17 protein-coding genes and 1 riboswitch are annotated in these 20,767 nt (G+C 69.0%); of the genes, 10 read left to right on the forward strand and 7 right to left on the reverse strand.

The annotated features are described in order from the left end of the window. Nucleotides 1-30: 30 nt before the first annotated feature. The 3 genes from ACFC79_RS07105 to ACFC79_RS07115 all read right to left on the reverse strand — a co-directional run bounded on the left by ACFC79_RS07105 (nucleotide 31) and on the right by ACFC79_RS07115 (nucleotide 2,693). Nucleotides 31-930, reverse strand: coding sequence for a LysR family transcriptional regulator (locus tag ACFC79_RS07105; RefSeq protein WP_376236284.1), 900 nt, complete (start codon nucleotides 928-930; stop codon nucleotides 31-33). Between the two features lie 189 nt (nucleotides 931-1,119). Then, nucleotides 1,120-2,250 carry a cystathionine gamma-lyase gene (locus tag ACFC79_RS07110; protein ID WP_376236286.1) on the reverse strand — a complete coding sequence of 377 codons (1,131 nt, stop codon included), beginning with the start codon at nucleotides 2,248-2,250 and terminating at the stop codon, nucleotides 1,120-1,122. Nucleotides 2,251-2,315: 65 nt separating this feature from the next. Then, nucleotides 2,316-2,693, reverse strand: coding sequence for a phage holin family protein (locus tag ACFC79_RS07115; RefSeq protein WP_376236288.1), 378 nt, complete (start codon nucleotides 2,691-2,693; stop codon nucleotides 2,316-2,318). A gap of 70 nt (nucleotides 2,694-2,763) precedes the next feature. Here ACFC79_RS07115 and ACFC79_RS07120 point away from each other — a divergent pair, with 70 nt between their 5' ends. The 4 genes from ACFC79_RS07120 to ACFC79_RS07135 all read left to right on the forward strand — a co-directional run bounded on the left by ACFC79_RS07120 (nucleotide 2,764) and on the right by ACFC79_RS07135 (nucleotide 5,074). Beyond that, a complete protein-coding gene (locus tag ACFC79_RS07120) occupies nucleotides 2,764-3,081 on the forward strand; it encodes a cupin domain-containing protein (RefSeq protein WP_376236290.1) in 318 nt (105 codons plus the stop codon). Between the two features lie 235 nt (nucleotides 3,082-3,316). Beyond that, nucleotides 3,317-3,523, forward strand: a complete 207-nt coding sequence (locus ACFC79_RS07125; RefSeq protein WP_376236292.1) for a DUF5326 family protein — start codon at nucleotides 3,317-3,319, stop codon at nucleotides 3,521-3,523. Between the two features lie 241 nt (nucleotides 3,524-3,764). Beyond that, complete coding sequence (locus ACFC79_RS07130; RefSeq protein ID WP_376236294.1) at nucleotides 3,765-4,535, forward strand: IclR family transcriptional regulator; 771 nt, start codon at nucleotides 3,765-3,767, stop codon at nucleotides 4,533-4,535. 101 nt (nucleotides 4,536-4,636) lie between these two features. After that, nucleotides 4,637-5,074 (forward strand): SsgA family sporulation/cell division regulator, encoded by a 438-nt coding sequence (locus ACFC79_RS07135; RefSeq protein WP_376236297.1) that lies wholly within the window; start codon nucleotides 4,637-4,639, stop codon nucleotides 5,072-5,074. A 130-nt stretch (nucleotides 5,075-5,204) separates the two neighbouring features. Here ACFC79_RS07135 and ACFC79_RS07140 read toward each other — a convergent pair whose 3' ends face one another. After that, nucleotides 5,205-6,563, reverse strand: a complete 1,359-nt coding sequence (locus ACFC79_RS07140) for a YibE/F family protein (protein ID WP_376236300.1) — start codon at nucleotides 6,561-6,563, stop codon at nucleotides 5,205-5,207. A gap of 31 nt (nucleotides 6,564-6,594) precedes the next feature. Further along, a riboswitch (TPP riboswitch) is annotated at nucleotides 6,595-6,729 on the forward strand. On the opposite strand from ACFC79_RS07140, the gene thiC reads away from it, so the two are divergent. After that, nucleotides 6,722-8,497 (forward strand): phosphomethylpyrimidine synthase ThiC, encoded by a 1,776-nt coding sequence (gene thiC / locus ACFC79_RS07145; RefSeq protein ID WP_376236302.1) that lies wholly within the window; start codon nucleotides 6,722-6,724, stop codon nucleotides 8,495-8,497. Its footprint overlaps the riboswitch before it by 8 nt. Before the next feature lie 284 nt (nucleotides 8,498-8,781). Continuing rightward, nucleotides 8,782-9,360 carry a GNAT family N-acetyltransferase gene (locus ACFC79_RS07150; RefSeq protein WP_376236686.1) on the forward strand — a complete coding sequence of 193 codons (579 nt, stop codon included), beginning with the start codon at nucleotides 8,782-8,784 and terminating at the stop codon, nucleotides 9,358-9,360. A gap of 75 nt (nucleotides 9,361-9,435) precedes the next feature. Here the strand turns inward: ACFC79_RS07150 and ACFC79_RS07155 are convergent, their stop codons facing one another. From ACFC79_RS07155 to ACFC79_RS07165, 3 genes are all read right to left on the reverse strand, one after another. Next, complete coding sequence (locus ACFC79_RS07155) at nucleotides 9,436-10,257, reverse strand: hypothetical protein (RefSeq protein ID WP_376236305.1); 822 nt, start codon at nucleotides 10,255-10,257, stop codon at nucleotides 9,436-9,438. Between the two features lie 181 nt (nucleotides 10,258-10,438). Next, the gene (locus ACFC79_RS07160) at nucleotides 10,439-11,497 is read right to left on the reverse strand and encodes a metallophosphoesterase (protein ID WP_376236308.1); all 1,059 of its coding nucleotides are present in this window, start codon (nucleotides 11,495-11,497) and stop codon (nucleotides 10,439-10,441) included. Nucleotides 11,498-11,670: 173 nt separating this feature from the next. After that, complete coding sequence (locus ACFC79_RS07165; RefSeq protein WP_376236311.1) at nucleotides 11,671-12,783, reverse strand: LacI family DNA-binding transcriptional regulator; 1,113 nt, start codon at nucleotides 12,781-12,783, stop codon at nucleotides 11,671-11,673. Between the two features lie 371 nt (nucleotides 12,784-13,154). Here ACFC79_RS07165 and hisC point away from each other — a divergent pair, with 371 nt between their 5' ends. From hisC to cydD, 4 genes are all read left to right on the forward strand, one after another. Next, entirely contained in the window at nucleotides 13,155-14,234 is a 1,080-nt protein-coding gene (gene hisC / locus ACFC79_RS07170; protein WP_376236313.1) for a histidinol-phosphate transaminase, read from the forward strand. Between the two features lie 352 nt (nucleotides 14,235-14,586). After that, nucleotides 14,587-16,098 (forward strand): cytochrome ubiquinol oxidase subunit I, encoded by a 1,512-nt coding sequence (locus tag ACFC79_RS07175; RefSeq protein ID WP_376236316.1) that lies wholly within the window; start codon nucleotides 14,587-14,589, stop codon nucleotides 16,096-16,098. 18 nt (nucleotides 16,099-16,116) lie between these two features. After that, nucleotides 16,117-17,118 (forward strand): cytochrome d ubiquinol oxidase subunit II, encoded by a 1,002-nt coding sequence (cydB, locus tag ACFC79_RS07180; protein ID WP_376236318.1) that lies wholly within the window; start codon nucleotides 16,117-16,119, stop codon nucleotides 17,116-17,118. An 84-nt stretch (nucleotides 17,119-17,202) separates the two neighbouring features. Then, nucleotides 17,203-20,766, forward strand: coding sequence for a thiol reductant ABC exporter subunit CydD (cydD, locus tag ACFC79_RS07185; RefSeq protein WP_376236321.1), 3,564 nt, complete (start codon nucleotides 17,203-17,205; stop codon nucleotides 20,764-20,766). Nucleotide 20,767 lies beyond the last annotated feature (1 nt).

A 20,767-nucleotide genomic window follows, 5' to 3' on the forward strand; every position in this document is an offset into this window, starting at 1 on the left:
CCCTCGGACGGCGCCGGGACGTCCTGCCCCTCACCAGTCGGTTGCGGCCCGCAGCAGCCACTCGTGCGCCCGCGCGATGTGCGGCAGCGCCAGTGTGCCGGTGCGCACGGCCAGGAAGTAGGTGCGCAACGGAGGCATGGGGGGATCGAGGAGCGCCACGACCTCCCCCCGTTCCAGAGCCCCCGCGCACAGATAGCGAGGAAGCACGGCAAGTCCGGCCCCGGCCGCCGCGCACTCCAGGACGGCCCTGAGATCCGGCGCGACGACGGTCCCCGCGGCCGCGGAGGGCCGGCCGTCGAAGACGGTGGCCCAGTAGCGCGAGACGAGCGGCAGGCTTTCGTGCACCTCCACGACCGGAAGCCCGTCCAGCACTTCGGGACCCTTGTGCCGCAGACCCGTCGGCTCCAGGCGGCCGGCCCAGCGCGGTGCGGCGATCAGTACATGTTCCTCGTCGCAGAGCGGCACCGCGGTGAGCAGTCCGCCGCGGGGCCGGGCCGTCGTGATGCTCATGTCGTGATGGCCGGCGGCGAGCCCCTCCAGGGTCTCCTCGGCACCGGTGAAGAACGAACTGCGCAGCGTCAGGCCTCGCGCGATGAGCGGTGCGAGTGCCGGGAGGGCGCGTACCGACGTGAACTCCGGTGGGCCAGCCAGGTGCAGTGTCCGTATGCCCGATCGCTCGTCGAGTTCGGCCTCGGCCAGCTCGATCAGTGCGTCCAGATGGGGCGCCGCCCGGTGCGCGAGTTCGTCACCGGTGGTCGTCGGTGTCACCCCTCGCGCCCCTCGGAGGAAGAGCGGACGGCCCAACTGTCGTTCCAGGGCGCGGATCTGCGAGGTCACGGCGGGCTGGGAGAGGCCGAGCAGTGCGGCGGCCCTGGTGAAGGAGCCGGCCCGGTGCACCGTGATGAAGGTGCGCAACAGGGACAGGTCCATGTCCTGTCCCCCTCATCGCCGCGACACGTCTGACCCGTACAACTATAAATATGTCGATAGGTCGCTGTCGCTCGGGTGATTGGACACTGACGGAGAGTCAACTAGCCTTGTCGAGGCGGTTGTTCAACGGCGCCGGGGCGGTCCGAACCACGAGGGGGAGGCTCGGACCGCCCGTACCCGCCGACCGGATCAGGCCGTGCCCGCCGCAGCGTCCAGGGCCCGTTCCACGTCAGCCACCAGGTCGTCCGCGTTCTCGGCGCCGACGGAGAAGCGGATGAAGCCCTCCGGCACGGTATCCCCGCCCCAGCGCCCCCGTCGCTCGGCCGTGGAACGCACACCGCCGAAACTTGTGGCGTCGTCGACAAGCCGCAGTTCGGCCAGGAACCGCTCGGCCCGCTCCCGGCCGGGCAGCACGAACGACACCACCGAACCGAAGCGCCGCATCTGCCGCACGGCCTGCGGGTACGAGGGGTCGGTGGGCAGGCCCGGGTACCGCAGTCCGGTCACGTCCCCACGGCGGCCCAGTGCCTCGGCCAGTGCCAGGGCGTTGGCGCACTGCCGGTCGATCCGCAGTTCCAGCGTGGCCAGGGAGCGATGTGCGAGCCATGCCTCCATCGGGCCCGGAATCGCGCCCACGACCTTGCGCCAGCGCCGGACCCCTGCCGCCAGTCCGGGATCGCGGCAGGTCACGTGACCGAGCAGGATGTCCCCGTGACCGGTCATGCCCTTGGTATCGCTGGCCACCGAGAAGTCGGCCCCCAGCTCCAGGGGGCGCTGGCCGAGCGGGGTGGCGAGAGTGTTGTCGACGGCGACCAGCGCACCCACCGCGTGCGCGGCCTCGACGAGACGGCGCACGTCGCAGACGTCGAGCCCGGGATTGGACGGAGTCTCGATCCACAGCAGCCCGGCGCCCTCGAGCACCGCGAGCTGTGCGTCGCCGCCGGTCGGCGCGGTCCGCACCTCGACGCCGTACGCCTCCAACTGATCACGCACCAGCGGCAGAGCCTGATATCCGTCGTCGGGCAGGACCACCGTGCCGCCGCTGCGTGCCCGGGACAGCAGCACGGCCGAGATCGCCGCCATGCCGGAGGCGAAGACGACGGTCTCGACCGGCTCCCCCGGTGCCTCCAGCTCGCCGATGGCGCGTTCCAGATGGGTCCAGGTCGGATTGGTGTCTCGGCCGTAGGTGTACGGGCCGGTCGGCTCGCCGGAGAGATGGAAGTGCGCGGCGAAGACCGGACCGGGCAGGGTGGGCTCGAATTGCTCCGGCTCGGGCAGCCCGGCCCGTACCGCCCTGGTTCCGTCACCCATGGTGCTCATCGCGTTCCTCGTCGTCCTTCCCGGCGTGCCACCGGTCCCCTCGCACTCTTTCAACAGGGGGTCTGTCAGTCCTCGTCGGGCAGCACCACGTTCAGTGCCCACGACACGATCGAGATGATCAGGCCGCCGAGCACGGCGGTCCAGAAGCCCTCGACATGGAAGCTCAGGTCGAACAGACCGGCCAGCCAGGAGGTCAGCAGCAACATGAGCGCGTTGATCACCAGGGTGATCAACCCCAGCGTGAGGATGAAGAGCGGCAGGGCGATCAGCTTCACGACCGGCTTGACCACGAAGTTCACCAGGCCGAAGAGCAGAGCGACAAGGATCAGCGTGAGCGCCTTGCGTCCGGTGCTGCCGCCCTCCAGCGTGATGTCCTGAAGCAGCCAGATGGCCACGGCCAGCGCACCTGCGTTGGCGATCGTCTTGACTACGAAATTCTTCATGTGTCTGATCGTGGCAGACACGGTCGGTGGCGGACACCGGCCTGCACAGGGAGCAAGGGGCGGACAGGCCATGAAGGCATTCAGACTGGACGAACTGGAAGCGGAACGAGCCGCCAACAATGGTGCGTATCTGCAGTTCGTCAAGGAACGGAATATGTCCGTCGGCCTGTACGCGCTGGACGCCGGCGAGCTCGACCCGCAGCAGCCGCACGCGGAGGACGAGGTCTACTTCATCGTCAGCGGCCGTGCCTCGATCACGGTCGGCATGGAAACCACGCAGGTGGGAAGAGGCAGCGTGGTGTACGTGCCTGCTGGGGTGGCACACAAGTTCCACCACATCACCGAGGACCTCAGGGTCATGGTGGTCTTCTCCCCGCCGGAGAGCTGACGGGCTCGTACCCGAACCGGACCCCGTCGGAGTCCGGAGTCCGGAGCCCGACGACAGGAACCCGATGTGATTGCGACGGGAATCCGGCAGGGACCCGACGGGGCCCGGTGCCAGGGATCCCTAGGGGGACGATCAGGGGAGGACAAGGGATGGGAAATCTCCCTCGCACCCCTCCGCGCCCCTAGCATCGAGGTATCGGAAGAGCGACTCAAGAGACGAGGCAAGGACGATGGCCGTGCGGGAGATATTCGCGGGGATGCCCTGGTGGGTGAAGTGGATTGCGGTGCCGGTCATCGCGATCGTCGTGTTCGGCGGTCTGATTGCCAGCGTGGTCGGGTTCGTGATCGGCCTGGTCTTCAAGATTTTGGTCTTCGTGATCCTCGTCGGCGGACTCGTCTTCGTCGTGCGCAAGTTCATGTCGTCCTCGCGAGGCGGTTGGTAGGACGATCTATAATCAGTCCGGCATTAGGCCGGCCGGGCTAAGCGCAGGACAAAAAGACACCCCTCGGGAGCATGGCAGATATGGTGGCATTCTGCTGCCGCCACCTGGGAATCAAAGCCCGCCACCATACTGACCAGTGGATTGAGCGGTGTTCGGCCTCCGGATTCCGGTGATGCGGCGGCCTGTGGGGGCGGCCCCCACAGGCGGGCTGACCGCCCGTCACCATGCCTGGGGGTGACCATTGACCACGGCACCGAACACTGCTGCGCCGACGCTGATCGGTTCGGTTCAGCGAGCGCTGAGGCTGCTGGAAGCAGTGGGCGCGCATCGGGACGGGGCGCCCGCGAAACAATTGGCCAGGGAAGCGGGCCTTCCTCTTCCCACCGCCTACCACCTGCTGCGTACCTTGACGTACGAGGGCTATCTGCGCCGCGAGAACGGCGTCTTCCTTCTCGGGGCCGCCGCCGAGCGCCTGGTCGGCGAACGCTCGCCGCAGATGTGCCGCAGCAGGATGACGGAGCCGCTGGAGCGCTGGCGCGACGCCATCGGCGCACCGGTGTACTGCGCGGTCTACCGCGAGGGCGAGATCGAACTCGTCGCGGTCGCCGACGATCCCGCCACCCCGGCCGTGACCGAGTGGGCGTCCTTCCGGGAGACGGGGCACGCGCACGCGTTCGGCCAGTGCCTGCTGAGTCAGCTGGACGAGAAGGCCCGTGAGGATCACCTGGACCGGCATCCTGTTCGCCCGCTGACCCCCTACTCGGTGAAGGACCGCGCGGAGTTCCTCGATCGGCTGCGCTCGCTGCGGCGGTTGGAACCCGTCATCGAGCGGCAGGAGTACGCCCTGGGCACGGTCTGTGCGGCCATCCCGATCACTGCGGGTTTCACCGTTGCCGCGATGGCGATTTCGGTCCCCCTGGAGCAGGAAGACAGGTTGCTCCCCGCAGTCGAACAACTACGTGGCGAAGTAGCCAACCTCTTGCGTTCGTTCGTGTTCTCTATCAGTATCTGAAAAATCACTCCTTGTGATCTGCTATCGCGTGCACCACGATGGCGTCAATAGGGCCACGGGGGATCATTCCTGGCCAGATTCATCTACTGCGGGGTTGAACGATGCGCGAGTCGGTTCAAGCTGAGGTCATGATGAGCTTCCTCGTCTCCGAGGAGCTCTCTTTCCGGATCCCGGTGGAGCTCCGGTACGAAGTGTGTGATCCGTATGCGATTCGGATGACCTTCCATCTGCCTGGTGACGCCCCCGTCACCTGGGCATTCGGTCGCGAGTTGTTGCTCGACGGCCTCAACAGTCCCAGTGGTGACGGCGATGTGCACATCGGGCCGACCGAGCCCGAGGGGCTTTCCGACGTGCACATTCGGCTCCAGGTGGGTGCCGATCGGGCGTTGTTCAGGGCGGGCACTGCGCCACTCGTGGCTTTTCTCGACCGTACCGACAAGCTCGTGCCACTTGGGCAGGAATGCACGCTGGGTGACTTCGAGGGCAGCCTGGAGGAGGCCCTCGGCCGGATCCTGGCCGAGGAGCAGAACGCCGGCTGAAGAACACGGTGCTGCCGACCGGTTCGCTGGTCGAACACGATGCCCGCCGAATGGGTGAATCGCTCTCCGTGAGGTCGCTCTCCGTAGGAGTCGCCCACACTTCCGGGGCCGTTCGACGTTCGGAAAACGTTCACGGTTTCGTCCTGCGGCGGCGGCCCTTCCCGGTCCGTACGGGTGCTGGAGCTCCGGCTTCCGCGCCGAGCCCTGTGCGGTCCGCGGAGACGACCAATGCGGCGAGTGCCGTCGTCACCGGCACCGAGGCGACCAGACCGATCGAGCCGACGAGCGTTCTCACGATCTCCTCCGCCACCAGCTCGCTGTTGGCCACCGTCCCCATATCGCTCCGGGCGATCGAGAACAGCAGGAGCAGCGGCAGCGCAGCGCCCGCGTAGGCGAGCACCAGCGTGTTGACGACCGAGGCGATGTGGTCGCGCCCGATCCTGATCGCCGCCCGGTAGAGCCCTCGCACCCCCAATGTCGGGTTCGCCCGGTGAAGTTCCCAGACCGCCGATGTCTGGGTGACCGTCACGTCGTCGAGCACCCCGAGTGAGCCGATGATGACGCCGGCCAGCAGCAGACCGCTCATGTCGATGTCCGGGTACAGGCCGTGGATCAGGCCCGTGCTGTCGTCGGTGTTGCCGGTGAGGCTCGCCCAGCCGATGAAGAGTGATCCGAGCAGCCCGATGAGCAGCAGCGAGATCAGCGTGCCGAGCACCGCGACCGAGGTGCGGGCGCTCGGGCCGTGGCACATGTAGAGCGCGATCAGCATGATCGCGCTGGCGCCGACCACCGCGACGAGCAGCGGATTCGAGCCCTGGAGTATGGCGGGAAGGATGAACAGGGTGAGTACGGCGAACGACACGGCGAGCGCGATCAGCGCCATCACGCCGCGCATTCGGCCCACCGCGACCACGACGAGTGCGAAGACCCCGGCCAGCAGCGTCATCGGGAACTTCCGGTTCACGTCGGTCACCGAATACTGGAGCTCGCGGGGCGCGTCCGGGGCATGGGCCACCACCACTCCCTGCCCGTCGCGCAGCTGAAGCGGTGCGTCGGGCTGGACGATTTCGATGAAGGTCCTGCCCTTGTCGGGGCCGGAAGCGACTTCGACGGTGGCCCTCGCGCATCTTCCGTTGCTGCTCGTGGGCGGAGGGGCGCTGCCGTCGGCCGGTTGCTGCCCCGCTGCCACGTCCGTGCAGTCGACCTTGTCGATTTTCACCACCTTGCCCTGTTGGGTCTGCCGGTCGAAACCGACACCGGTTCGCTCGTGCGACGGGGCGCCGCCCGGCCAGAGCGCCACCAGGCCCACGAGGACCGCGGTGGCGAACGGGACCAGTACGGCGGCGATGACCTTTCGGAGATGTTTGGAGACAGGCGCGGCGGGGCCATGGGTGTGTGCATGGTCGTGCTGATGGCCCGGCGGTTCGGGATCGAGGGAGAGGGACGTCACCGGCCGATCATCGCAAGAAGGGGAGGGCCCTCTGTTCATCCCGCCGGACGGGACGTTAGCGTGGTGGGACCTTTGCACACGCGGGAGCTCGGAGCACCGGGCTGAGAGGGCGCTGATTGTCCGTACGTCGGTACGGGACGGGCTGCGCCGACCGCCGAACCTGTTACCGGGTAATGCCGGCGTAGGGAGTAGGTCTCATGACCACATCGGACGCACGCACGCCTGCCTCGAACCAGAGCGACGAGGCCGGGAAGTCCATCGGCTGGCACAAGGGTTATGTCCGGGGATCACGCCCGGACCTCCACGTGCCGGTTCGTCAGGTGCACCTCACCAACGGCAAGGATGTGACGCTGTACGACACGTCGGGGCCGTACACCGATCCCACCGTCGAGACCGACGTCCGTCGCGGGCTCGCGCCGCTGCGGGAAAACTGGATCATCGCGCGCGGCGACACGGAGGAGTACCCGGGTCGCCCCGCCCGCCCCGAGGACGACGGGCTCAAGCACACCTCGCCGCGCGGAGGGCTGCGCAATCTCGACGCGGTCTTCCCCGGCCGTCCTCGGCTCCCGCGCCGCAGCCGGGACGGGCAGCCGGTGACCCAGCTCGCGTACGCCCGACGGGGCGAGATCACCCCGGAGATGGAATACGTGGCGATCCGGGAGAACGTCGACCCCGAAGTGGTGCGCGAGGAGATCGCCGCGGGGCGTGCCGTGCTTCCGGCCAACGTCAACCACCCCGAGATCGAACCGATGATCATCGGCAAGCGGTTCCTTGTGAAGGTCAATGCCAACATCGGCAACTCCGCGGTGACGTCCTCCATCGAGGAGGAGGTGGAGAAGATGACGTGGGCGACGCGTTGGGGCGCCGACACGGTCATGGACCTTTCCACCGGCCGCAACATTCACACCACCCGTGAGTGGGTTCTGCGCAACTCCCCTGTGCCGATCGGCACCGTTCCCCTCTACCAGGCCCTTGAAAAGGTCGACGGCAAGGCCGAGGAGCTGACCTGGGAGATCTACAAGGACACGGTCATCGAGCAGGCCGAGCAGGGGGTGGACTACATGACGGTCCACGCCGGCGTACGCCTGTCGTACGTGCCGCTGACCGCGCGCCGCAAGACCGGCATCGTCTCCCGCGGCGGCTCGATCATGGCGGCCTGGTGCCTGGCGCATCACAAGGAGTCGTTCCTCTACGAGCACTTCGAGGAGCTCTGCGAACTCCTCGCCGCGTACGACGTGACGTACTCGCTCGGCGACGGCCTGCGCCCCGGTTCGATCGCCGATGCCAACGACGAGGCGCAGTTCGCCGAGCTGCGCACGCTCGGTGAGCTGAACACGGTCGCCAAGCGGTTCGGTGTCCAGACCATGATCGAGGGCCCGGGCCACGTCCCGATGCATAAGATCAAGGAGAACATCGACCTCCAGCAGGAGATCTGCGAGGAGGCGCCGTTCTACACGCTGGGTCCGCTGACCACCGATGTCGCGCCGGCGTACGACCACATCACCTCGGGCATCGGCGCGGCGATGATCGCCTGGTGGGGTACGGCGATGCTCTGCTACGTCACGCCCAAGGAGCACCTCGGCCTGCCCAACCGGGACGACGTGAAGACCGGTGTGATCACGTACAAGATCGCGGCTCACGCGGCGGACCTGGCGAAGGGGCATCCGGGCGCCCAGGACTGGGACGACGCGCTCTCCGACGCCCGCTTCGAGTTCCGTTGGGAGGACCAGTTCAATCTGGCGCTCGACCCGGTCACCGCGCGGGAGTTCCACGACGAGACGCTGCCGGCCGAGCCGGCGAAGACGGCACATTTCTGTTCGATGTGCGGACCGAAGTTCTGTTCGATGAAGATCTCCCAGGACATCCGGCGCGAGCACGGGGGTTCGCAAGCGGAGATCGAGGCGGGCATGGCGGAGAAGTCGAGGGAGTTCGCCGCCGCGGGCAACCGGGTCTATCTGCCGATCGCGGACTGACCGCTCCGGAGCGTGGTGACGGGAGGCGGGGTCCCGGTACGACACGGGGCTTCGCCGCCCGTCGGCCTGCCGCCGCGGCACTGCCGTGTGACGGTTCGCGACGTGTTCGGCGCGATGCGGGAGCGTACCGTCGGAGCCCGGAGCCCGGAGCCCGGAGCCCGGAGCCCGGAGCCCGGAGCTCCCGGAGCTTGGGGCCCGGAGCTTGGGGCTTGGGGCGCAATGCCCGGAACGAAAATCGGGTGATCGGGGCGAACGTGTGTCTGTAGGTTTCGCGCGTGAGCGATATGTGGGCATTGATGAACGAAGCGGAACGGCGGCCGTGTTGGCGAGGACGGGACATCGCCTTCGTCCCCGTCGAGACCGATGACGCCGAGCTGTGGCAGGAGTGGCGATGCGAACCGGTGGCCGCTCATGCGACGGGGTACTGGCCGCGATCGCTCGCCGCGCTGCGCGAGCGCATCGAGCGCGACCAGGAGAACCAGGACGTCGACAACTTCCTCGTCGTGCGTGCCGACGGCACCCCCGTCGGTCATGCTGCCCTGACCGAACAGGACCTCGCCGACGGTACCGCCGACGTCGAATTGGTGTTGTCCGCGCGGCACCGCGGCCGGGGGTACGGTACGGACGCGCTGGACGCGTTGACGGACCTGGCGTTCGGCGAGCTTCCCCTGCACCGCCTTCAGGCCGTCACCCACACCGACAACGCCGCCGCGCTCGCCGTCCTCGCCAAGTCGGGGTTCGTCCAGGAGGGCGTACGGCGTTCGGCATGCCTGCACCGGGGACGCCGCCACGATGTCGCGGTGCTCGCGCTGCTCAGGCCCGAGTGGGAAGAGCTGGGGCGGCCGCGGGCCTGGGAGCTGTGACCGGGCTCGGGCACGGAACCCGGCTCCGCTCGGTGCGGTTCCGGGGCCGCGGGACGGTGACAAAAGCGGAGAGGGTCATTCCACTTCGTGCTCGGGGCCGCCGAATTCCGGGCCGGTGAAGTCCGGGCTGGTGAAGGTCGGGCGAGGCCCGGCGGCCGCGCCCTCGTCGGGGCCGGAGAAGTCTGGTCGGCTGTAGCCGACCTTCGGGATGCGGTTCGGCGAGGGCTGCGGCGTCCGGGCGGCGCGGCCGGCCTCGGGGTCGTCGAGCGCGTCGCGCAGGAACGGCAGGATGCCGCGTTCGAGCAGGGCGTGCCGCCATGCCTCCCGGGCACGGGCCACGTCCTCCGGCAGTTCCACCTCGTCGCGTGAGGCGGGGTCCGACGCGGAACCGTTCCGCAGCGCGGTGACGAGCAGTCCGACGGCGGCGACCAGGATGGCCGCGGCCATGACCGCCGCGAAGAACCAGCCCGCGGTGACCATGGTCGAGGCGAAGGCCGGTGGCGGGCTGAGCAGCTTCAACAGGTAGCCGACCAGCAGAAAGATGAATGCCGCCGTGCCGGCGAGGACGGGGGCGAGGACGGTGATGACCGCGCCTATGCCGGCGCCGGACTGGTCCGGGTTCGGGCCGGGCCCCGGGCTCGCCTCCTCGCCCTCCCCGCCGGCCGGCCCGCGCAGCTCCTCGCGGACCCGTACGTAGTGGTCGTACTCGGTGGCGGCGGTCGCGGTGATCGACGCCGTGGCGTCGAGCGCCATGGTGCGCAGCTGCACGGCGTTGAGCCGTTCGCCGACTGCGGCCAGATCTGGTCGCTCATGGGCATGGCGCAGTGCGTCGTCGAGGATCCGCTCGTACTCGGGACGGTCCTCGGTCAGCAGGTGCGGAGCGCTGTTCATCTGCATCCCCCGATGCTCCGTCGGGCCCGATCGCCCGTGTGGACCGGGCAGATGGGCGGAAACGGAGGAGAGCCTGCTACTGGTACGCCGATGGTAGAGCGCCTACGGCACGGGGTGACAGGGTGTTTCCGGAAATAGGCCCAGCGCTCGGCATGGTCACGTCGTGGTGCGTCTTCCCGGTGGAGCGTCAGCCATGCAGGGGCAGCTGGACGACGAGCAGCTTTCCGGCCATGGTCACTCCGCCGTCCATGGCGATCGCGAGCCCGTCGGCATATACGTGAGGACCGTCGACCACCGGGCCGGAACCGTCCTCTCCGTCCTCCGAACCGACCTCGCCGAGGAGGTAGGGGATGGGGCTGTGACCATGGACGACACGCTGTCCGCCGTAGGTCGACATCAGCTCCCGGACGGCCTGCGGCCCCCCGGCGTCCCGGAAGGCGAACCGCTTGGTGAGCTTCCGGAAGAGGTCCCAGCACTCGTCGGCGTCGTTGCGCGTGAGAATGGCGTGCACCGTGTCGTTGACATCCTCGATGGTGGTGCCGTATTCGAGGTAGGCCGTGGTGTCGGAGTGCACCAGCAGGTGTCCGTCCACCTCGACGATCGCGTCCAGCCGGGACATCCACTGGAGGTGGACGTCCTGGAGCCGTTCCATGTCGTTCTTCTGGCCGCCGTTGAGCAACCACGCGGCCTGGAAGGTGGCGGTGCCCGCGCCGGAGTTCACCGGGGTGTCGGAGAACCGCTTGGCGCCGATGAGCAGCAGTTCGTGGTTGCCCATCAGGGCCTTGCAGTAGCCTCCGGCGGCGGCGGCCTCGGCGGAGAGCCGCATCACGAGGTCGATGACCCCGATGCCGTCCGGGCCCCGGTCGGTGAAGTCCCCGAGGAACCAGAGCCGGGTGTTTCCCGCGGCCCACTTGCCGTCGGCGTCGATGAGGCCCTGCTCGGTGAGCGCGGCGAGCAGCTCGTCCAGATAGCCGTGGACGTCGCCGACGACGTACAGCGGCCCGAGACCCGGTTCCGGGACCGGCTGGGGGTCGGGCACGGCCCGCACCTGGACGGTGTCCCCGCGGTTGATCACCGGGAGGTCGCGCTCGGTGGGGGTGTACCCCTCGGGCATGATGTCCGCGGGGACGGCGCTGCCCGGGTGCGGGGACGCGGGCGGTACCGGCGTCTGCGCATAGGGCGGGACGCGGAAGTCGCGCAACGTCGCAGTCCGCACCACGGGTTCCTGACCGGCCCCCTGTGTCATCGACCCCTCCACCACCGTCGCACCGCCGTACACCTGACGGGCCCTGCTGGTCGAGGCGGTCCGCGGTGTCGTGCGCCCATCATAGGAATGCGGATCGTTCTGTGTGACGCACCAGGGGTGGTGAATCCCTGAGCATGTCAGGTTCATCGACCGTTTGGTCCGAATTTCCCCGATCAGTTCCCGGCGGGTGAGCGCGGTGCGCTGACCGTGGTGCGGGGCGGGCGGCGTTGTGAGGACGTCCGGACGATGAGTTCCGTCGGTATGACCTGCTCGACCGGTCCGTCGTGGGACACGCCTTCGATGGCGTCGATCAGGAGTTGGACGACCGCCGTCCCGATTCTGCGCGGCTTGAGCGACAGAGTGGTGATGGGGGGCTCGGTCGTCGCGTACACGGTGGACTCGCTGCAGCAGACCAGCAGCAGGTCCTCGGGGACGCGCAGCCCGTACCGGCGGGCCGCCGCCAGGAGGTCGGTGCCGTTCGGGTCGAAGAGGCCGTAGACGGCGTCGGGCCGGTCCGGGCGGGCGAGCAGCCGGTCGGCGGCGACCGCGCCCGCGCATGGGTCGTGGGCCGGGTAGGACTCGTACACCGGGTCCTGGCCCACGCGCTCGCACCAGCGGAGGTACGCCGTGGTGGAGAGCCGGGTGTAGGTGTCCGTCGTGGTGCCGGTGAGCAGGCCGATACGGCGGGCCCCGGCGGCGGCGAGATGGTCGAGGAGGTCGAGCACGGCGGCGCCGTGGTCGTTGTCGACCCACGCGGTGACCGGAAGGCTTCCGGCCGGCCGGCCGTCCGACACGACCGGCAGCCCCTGTCGCACGAGTTCCGTGACGACCGGGTCCTGGTCGGAGGGGTCGATCACGACGGTGCCGTCGAGGGCGACGTTCGACCAGACGTCGTGGCGTGAGGTGGCGGGCAGGATGACGAGGGCGTAGCCGCGGGCGAGCGCGGCGGAGGTGGCTGCTCTGGCCATCTCGGCGAAGTACGCGAATTCGGTGAAGGTGAAAGGTTCGTCCCCGTAGGTCGTCACGGTCAGGCCGATGAGGCCGGACTTGCCGGTACGGAGGGTTCGGGCCGCGGCGGACGGGCGGTAGCCCAGGCGCTCTGCGACCTCGCGGACATGGCGGCGGGTGGCCTCCGGGAGCCTGCCCTTGCCGTTGAGCGCGTCGGAGACGGTCGTGATGGAGACCCCGGCGGCGGCGGCCACGTCCCGGATTCCCGCTCGTCCCTGTCGGCCGCCGCGCCGAGGGGTCTCCGCCCGGCTCACCTGGTGCTTCCCTGCTGCTGTCATGGCGTGCCGATAGTAGGGGCCGCACGGGACGTTGACTCGGTCGCATATGCGCGCGTTGACAGGCACGTTTTTGCATGATCACTAGGCAGGTGAAGCCTTGCAATGCAAGGGAGTTGGCGGGATTGGCTGAGGTGTGTGATGTTGCGAACCCGATGGGCCTACTAAATGGTCGATGTCTCGAAGAGGTCTCATCTCACCTCTTCGAGGGACGCGCGCCACGGCGTGAGCCATCGGCGCGCGTCAAGGTCAAAAGCGCTCCCCCCGATTCCCGGTCGCATCGGACGATTGGGCGCTCGGCCCATTCGCAGCGGCGCCCAATCCTCATAAGGTGAGCAGTATTGATGTGTACAGACGGTCGAGGAGGATCTGCGGTGAGCGAGACGAGTCCCAAGTTGCGCGCCGAGCTGGACGGCGTTCCCGCCTATGTGCCGGGGAAGCCGGCTGCTGCCGACGGACCGGTTGCCTTCAAGCTGTCCTCCAACGAGAACCCGTATCCCCCGCTGCCCGGCGTGATGGAATCCGCCCTGGCCGCGGCCGCGACCTTCAACCGGTACCCGGACATGGCCTGCACCGGGCTGATGAGCGAGCTGGCCGATCGTTTCGGCGTGCCCGTCTCCCACCTCGCCACCGGGACCGGTTCGGTCGGCGTGGCGCAGCAGCTGCTCCAGGCCACCTCGGGCCCGGGTGACGAGGTCATCTACGCCTGGCGCTCCTTCGAGGCGTACCCGATCATCACCCAGGTCAGCGGCGCGACTTCGGTGAAGGTGCCGCTGACCGGCGCCGAGGTCCACGACCTCGACGCGATGGCGGACGCGATCACGGACCGGACCCGGCTGATCTTCGTCTGCAACCCGAACAACCCGACCGGTACCGTCGTGCGCCGGGCCGAGCTGGAGCGCTTCCTGGACCGGGTGCCGGGTGACGTCCTGGTGGTGCTCGACGAGGCGTACCGGGAGTTCATCCGTGACGCCGAGGTGCCGGACGGCATCGAGATCTACCGGGACCGTCCCAATGTGGCGGTGCTGCGCACGTTCTCCAAGGCGTACGGTCTTGCCGGTCTGCGGGTCGGTTTCGCCGTGGCCCACGAGCCGGTGGCGGCCGCGTTGCGCAAGACGGCGGTGCCCTTCGGGGTCAGCCAGCTGGCCCAGGACGCGGCGGTCGCCTCGCTGCGTGCGGAGGACGAACTCCTGGGACGCGTGGGCTCCTTGGTGTGCGAGCGCGACCGGGTGCAGCGGGCGCTGGCGGACCAGGGCTGGACGGTGCCGGAGTCCCAGGCGAACTTCGTGTGGCTGCGGCTCGGGGAGCGCACCGCCGACTTCGCCGCGGTGTGCGAGCGGGCCGGTGTGGTGGTCAGGCCGTTCGTGGGCGAGGGGGTGCGGGTCACGATCGGCGAGGACGAGGCGAACGACCTGTTCCTGAAGGTGGCGGAGTCGTACCGCAAGGAGATGTAGCGGGGGTCGCGCCCGTGTGACCGGGGAGCCCCGGGGCCCCGTACCTCGATCGATGAGGTGCGGGGCCTTCGTGTGCGGTGACACGGGGCGGGCGGCTTCGCGCCGGGGCGCTTCGGGGCCCGCCCGCCGGGGGCGCGTTCGAGTGTCCGGCCCGGGCCGGTGTCTGCTTCGGGCGGATTGATCGGAAGGTCCCGAGAGGGGGTACCCCCGCCGGTAGATCCCGAAAGTCTGTGCGTCATAATTACTTGTGAATGTGAACGCGTTCACAAGCGTGTTCTGTTTTTTCCCGTGATGAGTCGGTTTCGACGGGCACACTGCCGATGTGATCACGGCGATGTAAGGAGAAGACGACGTGGAGCTAGCTCTGGCGCCGGAGACACTGGCGCGTTGGCAGTTCGGTATCACCACCGTCTACCACTTCCTGTTCGTTCCTCTGACGATCTCGCTCGCCGCGCTCACGGCCGGCCTGCAGACCGCCTGGGTGCGCACGAACAAGGAGAAGTACCTCAGGGCCACGAAGTTCTGGGGAAAGCTCTTTCTGATCAACATCGCCATGGGCGTGGTCACCGGCATCGTCCAGGAGTTCCAGTTCGGCATGAACTGGTCCGACTACTCGCGGTTCGTCGGTGACATCTTCGGTGCCCCGCTCGCCTTCGAGGCCCTGATCGCCTTCTTCTTCGAGTCCACCTTCATCGGACTGTGGATCTTCGGCTGGGACAAGCTCCCGAAGAAGATTCACCTCGCCTGCATCTGGATGGTCTCGATCGGGACCATCCTGTCCGCCTACTTCATCCTGGCGGCCAACTCCTGGATGCAGCACCCGGTCGGCTACCGGATCAACAAGGAGCGGGGCCGGGCCGAGCTGACCGACTTCTGGCACGTGCTCACCCAGAACACCGCGCTCGCCCAGTTCTTCCACACCATCACTGCCGCCTTCCTCGTCGGAGGCGCGTTCATGGTCGGCATCGCCGCGTTCCACCTGGCGCGCAAGAAGCACATTCCGGTGATGCGGACCTCGCTGCGGCTCGGACTGATCACGATCGTGATCTCCGGACTTCTCACCGCCGTCAGCGGCGACCAGCTCGGCAAGGTCATGTTCAAGCAGCAGCCGATGAAGATGGCGGCCGCCGAGGCCCTCTGGGAGGGCGAGAAGGGAGCACCCTTCTCCGTCTTCGCCGTCGGCGATGTGGCCAAGGGCCACAACACGGTGGAGATCTCCATCCCCGGGGTACTGTCCTTCCTCGCCGACGACAGCTTCACCTCGTACGTCCCCGGCATCAACGACATCAACAAGGCCGAGCAGGAGAAGTTCGGCCCCGGCGACTACCGGCCCAACATCCCGGTCGCGTTCTGGAGCTTCCGGTGGATGATCGGCTTCGGAATGGCGTCCTTCGCCCTCGGCATCCTCGGTCTCTGGCTGACCCGGAAGAAGTTCATGCTGCCGCCGGGACTGCGGACCGGTGAGGACGAGGTGCCCCACCTGGTCCTCTTCAAGAACAAGGCACTCAGCCCCAAGTTCGCCAAGTGCTACTGGATCCTGGCGCTCTGGACCCTGCTCTTCCCGCTGATCGCCAACTCCTGGGGCTGGATCTTCACCGAGATGGGCCGCCAGCCCTGGGTCGTCTACGGCGTGCTCCAGACCCGGGACGCCGTCTCCCCCGGCGTCTCGCAGGGCGAGGTGCTCACCTCGATGATCGGCTTCACCCTGCTCTACGCGATCCTCGCGGTGATCGAGGTCAAGCTGCTCGTGAAGTACGTCAAGGCCGGACCGCCGGAGCTCACCGAGGCCGACCTCAACCCGCCCACCAAGATCGGCGGCGACGATCACGACGACGCCGACCGGCCGATGGCCTTCTCCTACTGAGGGCAGAGGAGCTGAGAGATGGAACTCCACGACGTCTGGTTCGTACTCATCGCCGTCCTCTGGATCGGCTACTTCTTCCTGGAGGGATTCGACTTCGGGATCGGTGTTCTCACCAAACTGCTGGCCCGCGACCGCAAGGAGCGCCGGGTCCTGATCAACACGATCGGACCGGTCTGGGACGGCAACGAGGTGTGGCTGCTCACCGCGGGCGGTGCGACCTTCGCGGCCTTCCCCGAGTGGTACGCCACCCTGTTCTCCGGTTTCTACCTGCCTCTGCTGCTCATCCTCGTCTGTCTGATCGTGCGGGGTGTCGCCTTCGAGTACCGGTCGAAGCGGCCCGGGGACAGGTGGCAGACCAACTGGGAACACGCGATCTTCTGGACCTCGCTGATCCCGGCCCTGCTCTGGGGCGTGGCCTTCGGCAACATCGTGCGCGGTGTGAAGATCGACGCCGGCAAGGAGTACGTGGGCAACTTCTGGGACCTGCTCAACCCGTACGCCATTCTCGGCGGACTGGTCACGCTCACCCTCTTCACCTTCCACGGGGCAGTCTTCGCGGGGCTCAAGACCGTCGGGGACATACGGCACCGGGCGCGCGCACTGGCGCTCAAGCTCGGGGTGGTCACGGCGGTGCTCGCCCTCGGCTTCCTCGTCTGGACCCAGATCGACAACGGTGACGGCTGGAGCCTGGTGGCGTTGATCGTCGCGGTGGCGTCGCTGGTCGCCGCGATCGGCGCGATCGCGGCGGGGCGCGAGGGCTGGTCGTTCGCCTTCTCCGGCGTGACCATCGCGGCCGCGGTCGCCATGCTCTTCCTGACGCTCTTCCCGAACGTCATGCCGTCCTCGCTGAACGACGCGTGGAACCTCACGGTCACCAACGCCTCGTCCAGCCCGTACACCCTGAAGATCATGACCTGGTGCGCGGGGATCGCCACCCCGATCGTCTTGCTCTACCAGGGCTGGACCTACTGGGTCTTCCGCAAGCGCATCGGTACGCAGCACATCGCCGAAGTGCACTGAGCGCACCGGGGGCCTGTCCGGCGCCGAAATGCCGGGCAGGCCCCGCACTGGCCCACCGACCCTGCTCACTGGGGGCTGTTTCACGTGAAACCGATCGACCCGCGTCTGCTCCACCACGCTCGTGCCACTCGATTCTTCCTGGCGGCCGTGGTGGCGCTGGGAGTCGTCGGGGCCGCGCTGGTCATCGCCCAGGCCATGCTCGTCGCCGAGGTGGTGGTCGGCGGATTCGAGGACGGGCTGACCGCCTCCGGGCTGCGGACGCCGCTTCTTCTGCTCGCCGGGGTCGCACTCGGCCGGGCTCTCGTCTCCTGGCTCACCGAACTCGCCGCGTACCGGGCGAGCGCGGCGGTCAAGTCCGAGCTGCGCGGCCGCCTGCTGGCGCGCGCCACGGAACTCGGGCCGGGCTGGTTGAGCGGACAGCGATCCGGCTCCCTGGTGACACTCGCCACCCGCGGAGTCGACGCGCTCGACGACTACTTCGCGCGCTACCTGCCGCAGCTCGGACTCGCGGTGGTCGTGCCGGTGGCGGTACTGGCCCGGATCGTCACCGAGGACTGGGTATCGGCCGCGATCATCGTGGTGACGCTGCCGCTCATTCCGCTCTTCATGATCCTGATCGGCTGGGCCACCCAGTCGCGGATGGACCGCCAGTGGCGGCTGCTGTCCCGGCTCTCCGGCCATTTCCTCGACGTGGTCGCCGGGTTGCCGACGCTGAAGGTCTTCGGCCGCGCCAAGGCTCAGGCCGAGTCCATTCGTGCCATCACCTCGCAGTACCGGCGGGCCACGCTGCGGACCCTGCGGATCGCGTTCCTGTCGTCCTTCGCGCTGGAACTGCTGGCGACGCTGTCCGTGGCCCTGGTCGCCGTCACCATCGGCATGCGGCTGGTGCACGGTGGGCTCGACCTCTACACCGGGCTGGTGGTGCTGATCCTGGCGCCCGAGGCGTACCTGCCGATCCGCCAGGTCGGGGCGCAGTACCACGCCGCGGCCGAGGGGCTCTCGGCCGCGGAGGAGATCTTCTCGGTCCTGGAGACCGAGCCCCGCAGGGGCGGCACGGCGGACGTACCGGCGTCGTCGCGCCTGGAGCTGGAAGGTGTGACCGTACGGCACGAGGGACGTGACGAGCCCTCGTTGAACCGGGCCTCGCTGGTGGTGGACGAGGGGGAGACCGTCGCCCTGGTCGGCCCGAGCGGCGTCGGGAAGTCCACCCTGCTCGATGTGGTGCTGGGCTTCACCGCGCCCGACGAGGGGCGGGTACGGGTCGGCGGCGTCGACCTGGCGACGTTGGACCTCGCACGTTGGCGGGAACGGATCGCCTGGGTTCCGCAGCGTCCCCATCTGTTCGCGGGCACGATCGCGGAGAACGTGAGGCTGGCCCGGCCGGACGCGGACGACGCGGCGGTGACGGTTGCGCTGCGGGATGCCGGCGCGTACGACTTCGTGGCGGAACTCCCGGACGGGGCACGGACCCTGCTCGGTGAGGACGGCGCCGGCCTCTCCGCCGGACAGCGTCAACGGCTGGCGCTCGCCCGTGCCTTCCTCGCCGACCGTCCCCTGCTGCTGCTCGACGAACCGACCGCGAGCCTGGACGGCGAGACCGAGGCGGGGATCGTCGAGGCCGTGCGGAGGCTCGCGGCCGGTCGGACCGTGCTGCTGGTCGTGCACCGGCCTGCACTGCTCGCGGTGGCCGACCGGGTGGTGGCCCTCGAACCGGCCGCGGCTCCCGGATCGGCTGCGGTCCCCGGATCGGGTGCGGCTCTCCGACCGGAGGAGCCGGGGAGGCCGGGGCAGAACACCGCGGCGCCACGGCCGACGGCCGAGGCGGGCGACGGACCCGGCACGACGGCGGAGCCCCAGCCGCTCGAAGGCGCCGGCGCCCGTACCGGGAACGTACTCGCCCGGGTCAGGAGGGCCGCAGGCGCCCGGCGTGGACAGCTCGCTCTCGCGCTGCTGCTGGGAAGCCTCGCCCTGGGCTCCGCCGTCGGTCTCATGGCCGTCTCCGGATGGCTGATCTCCCGTGCCTCCGAGCAGCCTCCGGTGCTCTACCTGATGGTCGCCGTGACCGCCACCCGTGCCTTCGGGCTCGGCCGTGCCGTCTTCCGCTACGCCGAGCGTCTGGTGTCGCACGACGCGGTGCTCAGGATGCTGGCAGAGCTGCGCGTCGCGGTCTACCGGGGCCTGGAGCGCGTCGCTCCGGCCGGTCTGCGCCGCACCCGGCGCGGGGACCTCCTCTCCCGGCTCGTCGCGGACGTCGACGCGCTTCAGGACTACTGGCTGCGCTGGCTGCTGCCCGCCGGGACCGCAGTGGTCGTGGGCCTGGCCACCGTCGGATTCGTCGGGTGGCTGTTGCCCGCGGCTGGCGTCGTGCTGGCCGTCGGACTGCTGTTGGCCGGAGCGGTGGTGCCGTGGGTCGGCGGGGCGAGCTCCCGCCACACGGAGCGGCGGCTCGCCCCGGCACGCGCCGACCTGGCCATGCGCGTCACCGACCTTCTCGGCGGGACCGCCGAACTGACCGTCGCGGGGGCGCTGCCCGCCCGTTCGGCGCGGGCCCGGGAGGCCGACGGGATCCTGACCCGCATCGCGGCCCGCGCGGCGACCGCCACCGCGCTCGGCGGCGGTCTGATCGCGCTGGTCGGTGGTCTCACCGTCGTCGCCACGGCGCTCGTCGCCCTCCCCGCCGTGCAGGACGGGCGGCTCGCGGGGGTGGAGCTCGCGGTGGTCGTGCTCACCCCGCTGGCCGCCTTCGAGGCCGTGACAGGCATGCCGCTCGCCGTGCAGTTCCGGCAGCGGGTGAAGCGGAGTGCGGAGCGGGTGTACGAGGTGCTGGACGCCCCGCTCCCCGTGTGCGAACCGGACGAACCCGCAAAGGCGCCCGGAACGCCCTTCCCGCTTGAGGTGCGGGGACTGTCGGCCCGGTATCCGGGAGCGGAACGGGATGCCCTGGACACCGTGGACCTGACACTGACCGCCGGGCGGCGGATCGCCGTCGTCGGACCGTCCGGCTCGGGGAAGACGACCCTCGCCCAGATCCTGCTCCGGTTCCTGGACGCGCGTACCGGCACCTACCGGATCGGTGGGACCGATGCCCGCACCCTGGAGGGCGACACGGTCCGCAGTCTTGTCGGACTCTGCGCCCAGGACGCCCACGTCTTCGACAGCTCGATCCGGGAGAACCTGCGGCTGGCCCGCACCGGGGCGACGGACGAGGAACTGAGGTCCGCGCTCGACCGGGCGCGGCTGCTGGAATGGGCCGAGGCGCTGCCGGACGGACTCGACACCCTCGTCGGCGAGCACGGCGCACGTCTCTCCGGCGGTCAGCGCCAACGTCTCGCGCTCGCACGGGCCCTCCTCGCCGACTTCCCCGTACTCGTCCTGGACGAGCCGGCGGAACACCTCGATCTGGCGACCGCGGACGCCCTGACAGCGGATCTGCTGGATGCCACCCGCGGGCGTGCGACGGTGCTGATCACCCACCGGTTGCACGGGCTCGACGCCGTCGACGAGGTGCTGGTGCTGGATGCCGGCCGGGTGGTGCAGCGCGGCCCGTACGCCGATCTCGCGTCAGGGGAGGGGCCGCTGCGCCGGATGCTGGAACGCGAGCGGGAGAGTACGGGGGTGCCCGAGGCAGCAGCGGGTGTGCCGGCATGAG

The organism is Streptomyces sp. NPDC056061 (assembly GCF_042266885.1).
Taxonomy (GTDB): Bacteria; Actinomycetota; Actinomycetes; order Streptomycetales; family Streptomycetaceae; genus Streptomyces.

Excerpts from the sequence above, each read along its gene's own strand:
- ACFC79_RS07105 (WP_376236284.1), bottom strand. The coding sequence starts at position 930 with ATGGACCTGTCCCTGTTGCGCACCTTCATCACGGTGCACCGGGCCGGC.
- ACFC79_RS07110 (WP_376236286.1), bottom strand. The coding sequence starts at position 2,250 with ATGAGCACCATGGGTGACGGAACCAGGGCGGTACGGGCCGGGCTGCCC.
- ACFC79_RS07115 (WP_376236288.1), bottom strand. The coding sequence starts at position 2,693 with ATGAAGAATTTCGTAGTCAAGACGATCGCCAACGCAGGTGCGCTGGCC.
- ACFC79_RS07120 (WP_376236290.1), top strand. The coding sequence starts at position 2,764 with ATGAAGGCATTCAGACTGGACGAACTGGAAGCGGAACGAGCCGCCAAC.
- ACFC79_RS07135 (WP_376236297.1), top strand. The coding sequence starts at position 4,637 with ATGCGCGAGTCGGTTCAAGCTGAGGTCATGATGAGCTTCCTCGTCTCC.
- ACFC79_RS07140 (WP_376236300.1), bottom strand. The coding sequence starts at position 6,563 with ATGAACAGAGGGCCCTCCCCTTCTTGCGATGATCGGCCGGTGACGTCC.
- thiC (WP_376236302.1), top strand. The coding sequence starts at position 6,722 with ATGACCACATCGGACGCACGCACGCCTGCCTCGAACCAGAGCGACGAG.
- ACFC79_RS07150 (WP_376236686.1), top strand. The coding sequence starts at position 8,782 with ATGTGGGCATTGATGAACGAAGCGGAACGGCGGCCGTGTTGGCGAGGA.
- ACFC79_RS07155 (WP_376236305.1), bottom strand. The coding sequence starts at position 10,257 with ATGCAGATGAACAGCGCTCCGCACCTGCTGACCGAGGACCGTCCCGAG.
- ACFC79_RS07160 (WP_376236308.1), bottom strand. The coding sequence starts at position 11,497 with ATGACACAGGGGGCCGGTCAGGAACCCGTGGTGCGGACTGCGACGTTG.
- ACFC79_RS07165 (WP_376236311.1), bottom strand. The coding sequence starts at position 12,783 with ATGACAGCAGCAGGGAAGCACCAGGTGAGCCGGGCGGAGACCCCTCGG.
- cydB (WP_376236318.1), top strand. The coding sequence starts at position 16,117 with ATGGAACTCCACGACGTCTGGTTCGTACTCATCGCCGTCCTCTGGATC.